Here is a 13,016-nt window from a genome sequence, read left to right as displayed (position 1 = left end):
CAGCGCATGCTACTTCACTTGCAGCATGCGCTCCAGGGAAAGTCTCGCCTTGTCCGCGACTTCCGGCGGCACGTAAATTTGCGGCTGCATTGTTTCCAGGCAGCGGACGAGCTTCTTTAAATTATTCACTTTCATATTCGGGCATACCAGATACTTCGTTGCGAAATGGAACTTCTTATGCGGGCTGTCTTTGCGCAGCTGGTAGCCGGTACCGTCCTCCGTGCCGACGATAAATTCGTCGTGTTCGGACTCGCGGCAATATTTAATGATCGCCGTCGTGCTGCCGACGAAGTCGGCCATCTTCACGACCTCCGGTCTGCACTCCGGATGAACGACAAACTGAGCGTTCGGGTATTGCGCGCGCATCTCGTCGACGTCTTTTACCGTCAGCATGTCGTGCGTGTTGCAGTAGCCTTCCCAGATGATCATCTTTTTGTCCGTAAACTTCGATACGTAATCGCCGAGGTTTTTGTCCGGCACCCAGATGATTTCTTCGGCGTCGAGCGATTGGATCACCTTCACCGCGTTGGCGGAGGTGCATACGATGTCGGTCTCCGCTTTAATTTCGGCGGAGGAATTTATATAGGTAACTACCTTTGCGTTCGGGTGCTTTTTCTTCAGCTCGCGCAAGCCTTCGACGTTCACCATGTCCGCCATCGGGCATCCCGCACGTTCGTCGGGAATGAGCACCGTCTTGTTCGGAGCGAGAATTTTGGCGCTCTCGCCCATAAAATGAACCCCGCAAAACACAATGACGTCCGCATCCGCTTCCGCCGCCTTCTGCGCCAGAAGGAACGAATCTCCGCGGAAATCGGCCACCTCTTGGATTTCGTCCCGCTGATAGTAATGAGCGAGTATAATGGCATTACGTTCTTTCTTCAATTGCTCCAGCCGTTCCCGGAGCTCGCGGTTTTGCTCCTGCTTGCGTTCCAAAGCCAACGCTTCCATTGTAGGCGCTCCCACAGCGTCAACACCTCTTCCCGTCTCTATTCTGTAAAAGCTCACGACGGCGCATGGTAGTTTGTGAAAAAAAGTACATTATAAATCCTACTAAGGCCGTATGACCTTCATATTTAGTTTACACTTACTTTACAAAATGATGTTTCTTGTGTCAATCCGGTGACAAGCTTGATTTTTAATCGTTCGTCGGACTTGCCGGTACCGTTTGACTCCCCGGATGTCGGCATCGCCTGGAACCGCGCAATCCCCCCATAAACCACTTACTCTCCATCAAAGTAAGTACCTTGCAATCCGCTATACCCCGTTCCACCGCCGCATTTTCAGCACATCAACCCCTTCCGATCCGTTATATTGCCACTCTTCCCCTTCTAACCGCTCTCTCCCCCAAAATCCCCTTATAACAGCTCCCTTCCCCAAATTAAATACCTCGCGATCCGCTACACCCCTCACCTCGCCGAATCCCAGCATTCATGTATCTCCCATTCGAGGCAACCTATTCAATCCCCCGCAACGCAGCAAAAAAGCTGCCTCCTAAAAGGAGACAGCTTAATCCCGCAATACGCTTACTCTTTATCCTTGTCGAAATCCAGCTTGCTGCTGTCGTTCGAAGGCTTAATGTTCACGCGAACGTCGTCTTCCTTAACCGCGGCAGCACCCGTGCCGGCGTCTGCAGCGGCGTCTTCGGTCGCTCCGCCCTCGGAACCGCCTTCGTCGATCGAGCCTTTCTCAATGAGCGCTTTGATCTGATCCAGATCGAGCGTTTCTTTATCAAGCAGCGTCTTGGCGATCAAATGCATCTCGCGCTCGTGCTCCTTCAGCACCTTCTTGCCGCGCTCGTAGCATGCCGTGATCATGCGCTGCATTTCCTGATCGATTTCGTACGCGATTTGATCGGAGTAGTTTTGCTCGTGGCCGATATCGCGTCCGAGGAACACTTGGCCTTGGCTCGTGCCGAACTGCATCGGACCGAGCTTCTCGCTCATTCCGTATTCCACGATCATCGAACGGATAATGGCGGTTGCCCGTTGGAAGTCGTTGGACGCTCCCGTTCCGATTTCGCCGATGAACATCTCCTCCGCGATGCGTCCGCCGAGCAAGCCCGTCACTTTGTCGAGCAGCTCGTTCTTCGTCATCATGTAGCGGTCTTCCTTCGGCAGCATCATCAAATATCCGCCGGCGCGGCCGCGCGGGATAATCGTAACCTTGTGAACCATATCCGCATTCTCAAGATAATAGCCGATTACCGTATGGCCCGCCTCGTGATAAGCGACGATCCGCTTCTCCTTCTCGGAGATGACGCGACTCTTCTTCTCGGTACCGACGATGACGCGGTCGATGGCTTCTTCGATCTCCGCCATCGTAATGTCCTTGCGGTTGCGGCGGGCCGCGATGAGCGCCGCTTCGTTAAGCAGGTTCTCGAGATCCGCTCCCGTAAACCCGGTCGTATATTTCGCGATCGATTCGAGCTTCACATCTTTGGAAAGCGGCTTGTTGCGCGCATGCACCTTCAGCACCGCTTCGCGGCCCTTCACGTCCGGACGGTCGACCGTAATTTGGCGGTCGAATCGTCCCGGGCGAAGAAGCGCCGGGTCGAGAATGTCCGGACGGTTCGTCGCCGCGACGATAATGATGCCCTCGTTCACGCCGAAGCCGTCCATCTCCACGAGCAGCTGGTTGAGCGTCTGCTCGCGCTCGTCGTGTCCGCCTCCGAGGCCTGCGCCCCGCTGACGTCCCACGGCGTCGATCTCGTCGATAAAGATAATGCAAGGCGCATTCTTCTTCGCGTTCTCGAACAAGTCGCGAACACGAGAGGCGCCGACGCCGACGAACATCTCGACGAAGTCCGAGCCGCTGATGCTGAAGAACGGAACGCCCGCTTCTCCGGCAACCGCTCTGGCAAGCAGTGTTTTACCGGTACCCGGAGGTCCGACCAGCAGCACGCCCTTCGGAATGCGGGCGCCAACTGCGGAAAACTTCCGAGGATCCTTCAAGAATTCTACGATCTCGACGAGCTCCTGCTTCTCCTCATCGGCCCCGGCTACATCCTCGAACGTTACCTTCTTCTTCTCATCGTTGTAAAGCCGTGCGCGGCTCTTGCCGAAATTCATCACCTTGCCGCCGCCGCCCTGCGCTTGGTTCAACAGGAAAAAGAACAAGATGAAGATAATGACAAAAGGAACGATCCCCGTCAGGAAAGCGATCCATACGGGCTCACCCTGCTGAGGCTGATGCGTCTCCTGCACTCCGCTCTCGCGGATGAGCTGAAGGACGTATTCATCGACCGGCGCCCTTGTTTGGAATGCGGCGTCGGGACCCTCTTTATCCTTATATTTACCTGTAATTAAGTAGGTGTAACCATCGAAACGCACCGTAACAGAATCGACTGCCCCATCGGACAACGCTTCGCGAAACTGATTGTAAGTAAGGGGTTCGCGTTCGTTATTTTGATTGCTGATAAAGTGCACAATCCCGACGGTAACTAAGAAAATAATGAGATAAAATCCGGTGTTCCGGACGATCTTGTTCATTCCCTACCTCCTCTCAAAGCGTGAATATATTGTAACATAGCCAATTCCTGCACCACAACAAACAGCGCCGTCTTTTGAAACGCGCCGAATCAGGTCAGGATTTGCCGGAATACACGGCGGGCTTAAGCACACCCACATACGGAAGATTGCGGTATTTTTCGTCATAATCGAGTCCATAGCCGACGATGAACGCATCGGGAATAACGAACCCTTTGTAATCGGCTTCTAAGCCGACGGTTCGCCTTGCCGGCTTGTCGAACAGCGTAACGATCTTAATCGAATGAGCGTTGCGGCGCTCCAAAACATCGACCAGGTAGGACAAAGTAAGCCCGCTGTCGATGATGTCTTCGACGATCAAGATGTCCCGTCCTTCTACCGGCGTATCCAGATCCTTCAAAATTTTGACTACGCCTGAGGATTGCGTCGCCTTCCCGTAGGAAGATACCGCCATGAAGTCGATTTCAAGCGGAATATCGATCCGCTTCACCAAATCGCCCATAAATAGAAAAGCGCCTTTCAGCACACAAAGAACCAGCGGATTTTTTCCTGCGTATTCTTCAGTGATTTGTTTACCCAATTCGGCAATTTTTTGCTGAATATCCTGCTCCGAAAATAATACTTCTTCGATGTCGTTGTGCACGTCGGGCCCCCCGTTTGTCGTCAGTGGAAGAGTTAAAAGTACAACTATCCTATGTACGCAACTCGAAAACCATTACCCTTCGGCAAAAAAGTTCCGTTCCGTTCCCCGCTCCATCCGAAGCCGAACAACCAGCACCCTCCGGGTACCGTCATCCGCAAGCGCGTGGCGCGACCGGCGAATTCCCGGGACCCAAAGCAGCGTCCCGTCCCCGGCAAAAACAAGCGGCCAGCTTTCGCGCCGCTCGGGCGGGACCTTGCAGTCAATGAACATATCTTTCACTTTTTTGCTGCCCTTTAAACCGTAGGGCTCGAGTTTGTCGCCGGGCCGCCGGCAGCGGATCGTCAGCTGTTCTCCGGCTTCGTCGGCGTCGAATAACGCAGCATACGGATCGTTGTAATCCATGTTGTCCTTCACAGATGTATCCTGAATCGTCCATTCCAATAACGATTTCGCTTCGCTGATATATAATGTCCCGGGAGCCCCAGTATGAATGGCGTACTCATAGGGCTGCGGCTCGGCCGGGAGACGCGTCGTCCATTCCACGCGATCGTAAGTGCGGCGGAAATAAATCGTATCCGTCAGCCGCAGCTCCATATTCGTCGGAGCATCCGCGTTGACGGCTTCGCGCATGCGCTCCAGCTTGGAAAAGTCTATGGAAGAATCATCCGCTTTGAGACAACTTAATATTATTTTAAACATCCTTCGTTGTAAAGCGACATGCAGTTGAACAATTGTCCCCCGGTCGCCTTCAAAGCCGTGCTCGGTTCTGACCGTCAGCTCCGAGACAAGCTTCCCGGCCTGGGCGTCCAGGAAATCGTTCTCGTCCGCGCTAATCTGGGCGAGCCGCGTCAGCGATTCCTTGACCCCTTCGCGATGCTTCATTAAATAAGGAAGAATATCGAGACGAACGACATTGCGGAAATACTTCCTTGACGCATTGCTGCTGTCCGTTCGGAACGGGATGCGGCGCTTTTCGCAATATTCCGCAAGATCCGTCTTTGTTATACGTAACAGCGGCCTCACAAGTTTCATATGATACGCATGCCGCACAAATCGAATGCCGCTTAAGCCTTCCGGACCCGTGCCCCGAAGGATGCGCATCAATACCGTCTCCGCCTGATCGTCGGCGTGATGGCCGAGCGCGACCGTCGCGGTGCCCGCGGCGGAGGCGGCTTGCCGCAGCGCTTCGTATCGCAGCTCTCTGGCTACCGCTTGCAGGTTGCCGTGATCCTTGAGCGCTTCTTTCACCGGAACCCGGACGGACCGGAAAGGCAGCCCGAGCCGGTCGCTCAGCTCGCCGACAAACCGCTCTTCTTCGTCGGATTCTTCCCCCCGCAGCCCGTGATTGATATGAACAACCGTAAGGCTCCACCCCCACCGCTCCGACAAACGATGAAGCAAATGCAGCAGCGCAACGGAATCCGCCCCTCCGGAGACAGCGACCACGATCCGCTCTCCTTCTTCAAACAGCTTTTTTTCTCGAATCGTTTCCTCTGTTATTCGAAGTACGTCCGTTTCGCTCATCTCCGTATCCCGCCCAACAACCGTTATTTTAACACCATCCAGCACAATGAGGCCGCGAATGCGGCCGCGGATCCCGACAGCCAAAGGCGGAGCCAGCGCGGATCCGCCGTGCCCGGCGCGCTGCCCGTATAACCGCTCAGCGCCAACCGCCATTCGGCAAGCGCCTCGTCGGAGCCGGCGTATTCGCCTCGGATCATTTTGCTTATGCAAGCGGACACCGGCCGCAGCGCCGCGCAGCTGCCCGCGACCGCCAACAAGCCCCGTTCATTTCTTGCTTCGGCGCGATTGGCGGTTTCCTTCAGCAGCCGCTCTCCCCCCGCCGATTCGATCATGAGCACCGCAAAGGAGAACAGATCATATGTCGCCTCGGCCGTTCTGCCTCCGGCCTTCCAGTACCCCCGGTCATACAGCTCGGAATACTGCTTGATAGAAGAACCGAATGGCGCCGAGCCGCCGAAATCGACAAGCTGCGGCTTCCCGCCCGCGCTTGCCAACACGTTTCCGCTCTTTAGATCGCCGAACGCCCACCCGTGCAGGTGCAGCAATTGCAGCAATTGCAGCAGCTTCTCCCCGCATTCGAGCAGCTCCCTCGTTCCCACGGAACGAGCGTAGCGATCCATCGGAGCTCCGTCGACAAACGGCATCGTGTAGAACGGGTAACAGGCTGTTCCCACCTGCCAATCGTCCGCCAAATATATGGAGACGAAGCCGGATAAGTCGCGCATCGTATTCATTTCCGTCTGAAAGCCGTACAAATCCGAGCCGATCTTCAACGCGCAAGGGGAAGGCCCGACCGGCGAGCGCACCAAATACACGCTCCCGTTCGCGCCTTCCCCTAATTTCCGCTCTATTTCGTAACAGACGCCCGACCATCGTCCTTGAATCCGATCTCCGCGCTTCAGGCGGGAAATGCTATACAACATAATCGCCCCACGCGGAGGACGACGCACTTTCATCGGTTCGATCGAACGATAGCGCCGACCCGGTCATATAACGGATCGTCTCCGCCAGCGCGGGTCCGGTCGGCGTCGTACCTTTCATGTTTAATTTATAGAAGATCTTGTCCAAATTTGCAAGTTCGCTTGTCCAGGGCAAGACAACCCGGACAGCCTCCGAATTATTTCCCGGGAAATGTAGTACGGACAGCTCGCTCCGGCCTGCTCTGGCCCGCAAGCTGACCATCAAGTCATAAGCCGCCTCGCGGACCGCTTCCAGCTTCGGTTTCATGCTTGCGCTCGTATCGATGAGGAGGGCTACCTGCAAAGCCTCGGTTTCCGTTAACGTATCGACGGTCCGCACAACCTGAGCCCGCTTCTCGGGAGGCAGCGACGCGATACCGGCTTCTCCGTCCCCCATAATCGCCCTCAATTCTTTATTTACGACGCTTTGAATTGTCGCGACTACCGTTTGCCGGGTCATCATCTGAATCGTCTGCGATAAATTGCGGGCGGTAACGATGCGGCTTAAGCCGCCGCCCGCCTCCGCGATTTCGCGAATTTCCGTTTCTCCGTGCGCCCCGATTTCGTCGTTCTGCACGACCCCGATCACATTCACCGTGACGCCCCTCGCATACGCTTGCGATGCGGCGAGCACCGGACTGACGCCGACATTGGAACAACCGTCCGTAATGACGATGATTTGCTTCATGTCTCTATTGCTCCCCTCTTGCTACTCTCAAAAACTAGTGTTACCAAAAGGGGAACAATATAGACGCCATCGTACGATTCACGATACCGAATTACTAGATTTTCAACTGACCGTTCTAGGACGCTCCACCGTTTGAGCCCCGCGCCAGCGGAACGTCGCCCACTCCGGCTTGAATTGATCGATCTTGGCCACGATGACCGTCATATCGTCCGCGATCTCGCCGTTGTGATGCCGAATGACGGTTTCAAGCAGCGCATCCGCCGCTTCCTGCGGCGATTCGGTGTCCAGCTCGGAGACGACCCGCTTCATCCATAGCTCTTTATTCACCGCATGCCCCGGAGCATCGAACACGCCGTCCGTCATCATGAGCAGCACGTCGCCAGGCTGCAGCTGAAGCGTCAGCGTATCCACCTCGATATCCTTCAGGATGCCGATCGGCAAATTGTTCGCCGAAATCGGGATGACTTCCTTTCCGCGTTTAATGAAGCTCGGCGTCGATCCGATTTTCATGAACGTCGTCTTGGCGCTGTACAGATCGACAATGGCCAGATCGACCGTTGCGAACACCTCGTCGGAAGACCGCAGCGTCAGCACCGAATTGACCGACTTAATCGCCAGCTGCTCGTCCATTCCGGATTGCAGCAGCTGCTGAAGAATGGACAGCGCGGCGCTGCTCTCCGCCCGGGCACGCTCGCCGTTGCCCATTCCGTCGCTGATCGCGACCGCGAATTTGCCGTTCCCGAGCTCCATCGTACTGAAGCTGTCGCCCGACAGGCGCTCGCCGCCCTTCGCCGCGCACGCAATGCCGGTCTCCACTTCGAATTCCTTCGCCGATGCGAACGTCGCCGTCGCTAAACCTTCGCCGGGCTCGCCCCACTGCTCCCGCTTCACCGCGATCGTCTCGCCGAGCACATCGGAGAGAAGCGGCGCGATCATTTTGCGGCACTCGTCGAAGCCTCTCGGGAACGAATGCACGATCTCGATCTCCACGTTGCCCTCATCGAGCGAAATAATGTCGATGCTTCGAACGCTGAGCCCCATTTCTTCAAGCACCTGCGTAATTTGCTCCTCCTGCAGAAACAAGGCTTGTCCTTCCCGCCGAATTTCCTTCACCAGATCGTCCATGACCTGCGATACGCCGAACAATTGCTCGGACACCAGCTTTCTGCTGTCTTGAATTTGCTTCATCCAATGCAGGTCGTTCCGGTACTGCATATATTGCTGCTGCAGCACGCTGAGCACCTTGTCCGTCTTGTGGCACAGCTTGCGCCATTCCGGCCGGATATGTTCCTTGTTGTATTCCGGGGTCACCTCGATTTCCGTCATCATATCGGTCATATATTTATAAGTTTTATAAAAGTTTTTGTCCCAGCACGTTTCCTTCTTAAAACAGGTGCCGCAGGCGCCCGACGTGACGGCGTTCATAAAATGGCCGACCTCTTCCTCATACTGAAGAAGATTGTTTTTCTCGGTCAGCTGCCCGAAGCTGCGGGACAGCTGCTTGAACACCTCGGAAAATTGGGTTACGCGGCTCGCCGTCACTTCGCGAACGCGGCGCGCGTAATCCTGCTGGCTTTTGGCATGCTCCTGCGTCCCGGGCACGTATTTCGCAACCGTGCGAATCATTCCCCGAGGCGTCAGCATAAATAATGCGACGGCCGCCACCGATTCCCATGTCGATTGCAGCACTTGCGACGGATCTCCGACATACAGCGCCAGTATGGACGAGCCGAGCAGCATCCCGAAACCGACCGCCATTTTCCCTCCGTCCTTCAACAATCCGGCCAGCATGCCCGCGAAAGCAAGCAAGCTGATTTGATGAATGGCGGAAAGGTTGGCGAGGCTTAAGATCAGCCCGGTAATGACGCCGACCGACGCGCCGATCGGCGCTCCGCCAACGAATGCGAACAGCAGCATCAAAAATCGGGAAAGCACGTTCTCAACGGATACCGTTCCGACATTCCAATGAACGGTTCCTGTCATTACCGATGCCAGCAGTATAATCAGGCAAATAATTTCCTCATGCCGAAGCTGGTAGTTTTTCCGGTTCATCGTAAACACCGGAAGCGCCTGCATAAAGATGAGCGTCAGCACGCTGCTTAGAAGCGCTTCCACTGCGGTCATGAGCATCGCGTACCAGGTCAAATTCGAAGCGGCGATGTCCATGAACAACCCGACCGTAAACGATGAGAGGAATACGATGATCGGTCCTGCGGAAGCGTCTGTTTTCTCGTACCTTTCCAAGCCCTTCTGCAGCAGCAGGAATACGAACAGAGAAGCGGCGATGAAGCCGGTTTGAACGTGTACGGCCAGCAGGCTTCCCGCGATCAAAGCGATGGAGGTCCATCGAAGAAGGCTTGGGCGGTGATACGATACGGCCGCAAAAAATGCGAGCGCAAACGGAGCCAGCTCTTGCAAAATGGACGCTCTTCCGAGCAAAAACGCCATCGCCAGCAGCAGCACGGACCATCGCTTTCCGACAGCGGCTTGGGCGAACCGATTTCGCAGCAGCGTTTCCTTTCCCCGATGTAACGCGCCCGAAAGCGAATGCTTCCAATCCGATCCGAGCCTCTGCAGGACGTTGCGTTTTTCCATCATTACAAATGCACCCCTAACAAACGATTCTCTTAGAATGAGTGCCTCTATTATATTCAGAACTCTATTAAAAAGTTTGTCACAATGCGTTGCTAGACTCCTAAAATTTTCCGACAAAAAAGTGTGCGCTCCGAAGCGCCGCCACGACCCGTTGCTATGGCGTTTCCACCTGCGCGAATGCGACATCCTGTCAAACGGCGCGGGGACGTTTGTCGAACGAGTGTGTCGAACGCTTCTTGCCAAACAAAAAACACCGCACGGAATGTCGATTCCGTACGGTGCTTTATCATTTATACGCGTCTGGCTCCGCGCCCTCCGCGTTTACCTTCCGTATTTTTCTTCAAGGAAGAAATCCGTTCCTCGCTGTCCCGCAAGAAACGCGACATTTTATCTTCGAAGCTAACCCTGCCCCCTCCGGAGCTGCCGCGACGGTCACCGCCCTTGTTGAATCCGCCTCGGTCCCGAAACCCGTCCCTGCCGCCATCCCGTGAAAATTCTCTCGCTCTAGGCGCTTCCGGCGGTTTGTCGATCGCTTTCTTGATCGATAAACCGATTTTCCCGTCTTTGTCCACGTTGATGACCTTTACGGTTACGACATCGTCCAGTTTCAGGTGATCCTTGACGTCTTTCACGTAACTGTCGGCGACCTCGGAAATGTGGACCAATCCGGTGACGCCGCCTTCCAGTTCGACGAACGCGCCGAAATGGGTAATGCCTGTCACCTTGCCTTCTAGCTTCGCGCCAACTTCAATGGTTGACATAGAATAAAATGTCCTCCCTTAAGTGTAGGAAAAATATATGCCGTCTTACGATATACGAGATTATAACCGAACGGGAATCTTTCGGTCAACAAGGCAGCTGCATCGATTTTATTCCGCAGGTGCGGGGAAAATCGTATCTCCCGGCCGAACCATCCCGTAGTCCTTCCGGACCTTCTGTTCAATATATTCACTGTCCTGCAGACGGGTGACTTCCGTTTTGTACTGCTCGTTCGCCCCTTGAACTTCGGTCAGCTTTTTTTGCAGCTTCGTAAGCTCCGCGTGCTTCTGATTCATGGCGCCGGCTTGTTCCCAAACCGTAAATACGGCCCAACAGGCAATACAACCCATTACGATAGCAAACAATCGCATTCTGCGGCGGGCCCCTTTGCGCTTTGCCGTATCTTTTTCTCCCGTTGCCATGTTTCCGCTTCCTCCTAAAACCAACTCTTTACCTTGGCAATCCACGCAGCGATCGTTCGTCCGATCGGAACAAGCCATCGTTCCGCCCGAACGAGTCTTCCAAGCGCGGAGAATAGAGGTTTTCCGACCCACGTCAGAAATCTCCAGAAAGGATATGCCAATTGTAACATAAGTTTAGAAAGGAAAATAGACAAGGCTGCCAAAAACCCCAAAATCACAATGGAGGCTCTGTATAGCCACATAATCGGCTTGATAAACATAATATTTCCAAGCCACAGCGCAAATCGTACCGTTTTGAGGCAAAATCGGATGATCGTACGGATCAACCGGACTACAAGCCCGCTGAGCAGCCCGAAATAGAACGATACGCCGATGAGCAGCGCCAAAAACACATACATCCGTACCTCGCCGCCGTTGCTTTCGTAGAGAATGCGGAATACGGCCAGCGTGCCGGCAAACCAATACAGCAGATCAAGCGGAGGGATGAGCCAGCGCGGGAAACGGAACTCTCCCGACACCACCCGGTAGGTGTCAAACAGGAGGCCGAGCCCTGCTCCGCTTAATGCCATGGCCGCCAGCGTCAACAGCTGAGTGTCGAGTGTCACTTAAAGAGCTTACTGAAGAAACCCTTCGACTTGTCCGGTCCCGCGCCGTCCAAGTAAGTAAGGGAGCCCACCGTGCCTTCGATCGACACGAAGCCCTGCTCCAGATTCAGATTCTTGATATGTAAATTTTGGCCCTTCACATTAAGAAATCCGAGCTCTGTTTCCAGTAAAAACTCTTCGCTGTCGAAGCTGTCCACGTTAAGCACGCCCGATACCTCGAGCAATCTGCGGTTCAGCAGGTGGATTTCCTGCCGCTTCGATTTTCCATGATCAACCATGGCATGTACCCCTCCCTTATATCAATACCTTATGGGGGGGTGTCATGTTTTAGAACCGTTATTCTACTAGCCTGTACCCCATGATTCGCCGATTTCCCCGGATCGGTCGGAACAGTCCTTCCTGGGCGAAACGTCTCATCCATTGCACGGCTGTATATCGATGTATACTCATCTCTTTTGAAATATCGGCCGGCTTGAGCAAACCTCCCCGCTGTTTCGCAAGACGGTACAATTCATGCTTTCGTTGATTCCAGAGCATACTTCCGTCTTCCCTCGTCACCGGCCGATGCTTGGACCAAAGGTAGCCTAACGCTTGCATCAATTGACTTTTGCATCGTTCCGGCTCGCGTTCCACCATATCGGTAGAAAAGCGCAGCAAGAACCAGCCGTTCAACAGAAGATCGTTCTGCCTCATCAAGTGATCGTTAAAATCCCCTTTCGATATATCCCTCGCATGCGTTGTGAAGCCGTCAATCTCGATCAAAAGACGGATCAATCCCATGACAAACATAAAATCCACAAACCGGAGCCCGCCTCTGAAATCCTTTAATGGGTACTCAGCGCTCAACCCTTCGAAATTGTAGTTCATGCACGGCCCCCACACGTTTTGAAGAAACCATGTCTCCGAATGGCCCAGTTGTTTGCGGAAGCTCCCCCGTTTAGCCGCTTCAAGCTCCGTCTTCCTGATAAACGCTACGACTGCAGGATGCAATTCCATTTCAATTCCTCCCTATAGAATGAAAAAAGCACACTCCGACCGTTTACCGATCGAAATGTGCTTCATTCCGTATTTGAGCCGATTATAGAGGGGATGTCAATTCCCGTCAAGAGGGCAAGTGATATTGCAGCTCGACCTGGCACTGAGTGGTGCCTTTGTACGGCGGTTTGTGCCGCGGTTTGTGCGGCGGTTTGTGCGGCGGTTTGTGCGGCGGTTTGTGCGGCGGTTTGTCAGCGATATTGACTAATCTGTCAGCAAGCGCTGACTATTTTGTCACTCTCACTGACACTCGCAATCACTTGTCAATCAGACTGACTATTTTGTCACTCTGCGCTGACAA

At 54.3% G+C, this 13,016-nt stretch carries 13 protein-coding genes; all 13 read right to left on the bottom strand.

Translation table 11 applies throughout. The features are described 5' to 3' along the window. Nucleotides 1-9: 9 nt before the first annotated feature. The 13 genes from nadA to PT964_RS24050 all read right to left on the bottom strand — a co-directional run bounded on the left by nadA (nt 10) and on the right by PT964_RS24050 (nt 12,676). A complete protein-coding gene (gene nadA / locus PT964_RS24110) occupies nt 10-948 on the bottom strand; it encodes a quinolinate synthase NadA (protein WP_274365918.1) in 939 nt (312 codons plus the stop codon). Between the two features lie 306 nt (nt 949-1,254). Continuing rightward, on the bottom strand, nt 1,255-1,428 hold the full coding sequence (locus tag PT964_RS24105) for a hypothetical protein (protein WP_274365917.1): 174 nt from the start codon (nt 1,426-1,428) through the stop codon (nt 1,255-1,257). A gap of 95 nt (nt 1,429-1,523) precedes the next feature. Further along, the gene (gene ftsH, locus PT964_RS24100) at nt 1,524-3,488 is read right to left on the bottom strand and encodes an ATP-dependent zinc metalloprotease FtsH (RefSeq protein WP_274365916.1); all 1,965 of its coding nucleotides are present in this window, start codon (nt 3,486-3,488) and stop codon (nt 1,524-1,526) included. A 94-nt stretch (nt 3,489-3,582) separates the two neighbouring features. After that, entirely contained in the window at nt 3,583-4,128 is a 546-nt protein-coding gene (gene hpt, locus PT964_RS24095) for a hypoxanthine phosphoribosyltransferase (RefSeq protein ID WP_274365915.1), read from the bottom strand. 72 nt (nt 4,129-4,200) lie between these two features. Next, nucleotides 4,201-5,652 carry a tRNA lysidine(34) synthetase TilS gene (tilS, locus tag PT964_RS24090; protein WP_274365936.1) on the bottom strand — a complete coding sequence of 484 codons (1,452 nt, stop codon included), beginning with the start codon at nt 5,650-5,652 and terminating at the stop codon, nt 4,201-4,203. A 23-nt stretch (nt 5,653-5,675) separates the two neighbouring features. Then, nucleotides 5,676-6,575, bottom strand: a complete 900-nt coding sequence (locus PT964_RS24085; RefSeq protein WP_274365914.1) for a protein kinase domain-containing protein — start codon at nt 6,573-6,575, stop codon at nt 5,676-5,678. Further along, nucleotides 6,565-7,299, bottom strand: a complete 735-nt coding sequence (locus PT964_RS24080) for a VWA domain-containing protein (protein ID WP_274365913.1) — start codon at nt 7,297-7,299, stop codon at nt 6,565-6,567. The genes PT964_RS24085 and PT964_RS24080 overlap by 11 nt, the downstream gene beginning before the upstream one ends. Before the next feature lie 102 nt (nt 7,300-7,401). Further along, on the bottom strand, nt 7,402-9,894 hold the full coding sequence (spoIIE, locus tag PT964_RS24075; RefSeq protein WP_274365935.1) for a stage II sporulation protein E: 2,493 nt from the start codon (nt 9,892-9,894) through the stop codon (nt 7,402-7,404). 290 nt (nt 9,895-10,184) lie between these two features. Next, a complete protein-coding gene (locus tag PT964_RS24070) occupies nt 10,185-10,655 on the bottom strand; it encodes a S1 domain-containing RNA-binding protein (RefSeq protein ID WP_274365912.1) in 471 nt (156 codons plus the stop codon). A gap of 108 nt (nt 10,656-10,763) precedes the next feature. Beyond that, entirely contained in the window at nt 10,764-11,075 is a 312-nt protein-coding gene (locus tag PT964_RS24065) for an FtsB family cell division protein (protein WP_274365911.1), read from the bottom strand. Between the two features lie 14 nt (nt 11,076-11,089). Then, nucleotides 11,090-11,680, bottom strand: coding sequence for a spore cortex biosynthesis protein YabQ (gene yabQ / locus PT964_RS24060; protein WP_274365910.1), 591 nt, complete (start codon nt 11,678-11,680; stop codon nt 11,090-11,092). Then, nucleotides 11,677-11,958: a sporulation protein YabP gene (gene yabP / locus PT964_RS24055; RefSeq protein ID WP_274365909.1), complete on the bottom strand. Its 282-nt coding sequence runs from the start codon at nt 11,956-11,958 to the stop codon at nt 11,677-11,679. Before yabP ends, yabQ begins: the two co-directional genes overlap by 4 nt. A gap of 58 nt (nt 11,959-12,016) precedes the next feature. Next, entirely contained in the window at nt 12,017-12,676 is a 660-nt protein-coding gene (locus PT964_RS24050; RefSeq protein WP_274365908.1) for a DUF559 domain-containing protein, read from the bottom strand. Nucleotides 12,677-13,016 lie beyond the last annotated feature (340 nt).

The sequence above is a fragment of the Paenibacillus thermotolerans genome, assembly GCF_028745515.1.
In the GTDB taxonomy this organism is placed as follows: domain Bacteria; phylum Bacillota; class Bacilli; order Paenibacillales; family YIM-B00363; genus Paenibacillus_AE; species Paenibacillus_AE thermotolerans.
Note: the sequence above shows the minus strand (reverse complement) of the source record. Positions and strands in the feature narration are given on the sequence as shown.

What these genes read in the sequence shown, in the direction of transcription:
- nadA (WP_274365918.1), bottom strand. Translation starts at nt 948, where the DNA reads ATGGAAGCGTTGGCTTTGGAACGCAAGCAGGAGCAAAACCGCGAGCTC.
- PT964_RS24105 (WP_274365917.1), bottom strand. Translation starts at nt 1,428, where the DNA reads ATGCTGGGATTCGGCGAGGTGAGGGGTGTAGCGGATCGCGAGGTATTT.
- ftsH (WP_274365916.1), bottom strand. Translation starts at nt 3,488, where the DNA reads ATGAACAAGATCGTCCGGAACACCGGATTTTATCTCATTATTTTCTTA.
- tilS (WP_274365936.1), bottom strand. Translation starts at nt 5,652, where the DNA reads ATGAGCGAAACGGACGTACTTCGAATAACAGAGGAAACGATTCGAGAA.
- PT964_RS24085 (WP_274365914.1), bottom strand. Translation starts at nt 6,575, where the DNA reads ATGTTGTATAGCATTTCCCGCCTGAAGCGCGGAGATCGGATTCAAGGA.
- PT964_RS24080 (WP_274365913.1), bottom strand. Translation starts at nt 7,299, where the DNA reads ATGAAGCAAATCATCGTCATTACGGACGGTTGTTCCAATGTCGGCGTC.
- spoIIE (WP_274365935.1), bottom strand. Translation starts at nt 9,894, where the DNA reads ATGGAAAAACGCAACGTCCTGCAGAGGCTCGGATCGGATTGGAAGCAT.
- PT964_RS24070 (WP_274365912.1), bottom strand. Translation starts at nt 10,655, where the DNA reads ATGTCAACCATTGAAGTTGGCGCGAAGCTAGAAGGCAAGGTGACAGGC.
- PT964_RS24065 (WP_274365911.1), bottom strand. Translation starts at nt 11,075, where the DNA reads ATGGCAACGGGAGAAAAAGATACGGCAAAGCGCAAAGGGGCCCGCCGC.
- yabP (WP_274365909.1), bottom strand. Translation starts at nt 11,958, where the DNA reads ATGGTTGATCATGGAAAATCGAAGCGGCAGGAAATCCACCTGCTGAAC.
- PT964_RS24050 (WP_274365908.1), bottom strand. Translation starts at nt 12,676, where the DNA reads ATGGAATTGCATCCTGCAGTCGTAGCGTTTATCAGGAAGACGGAGCTT.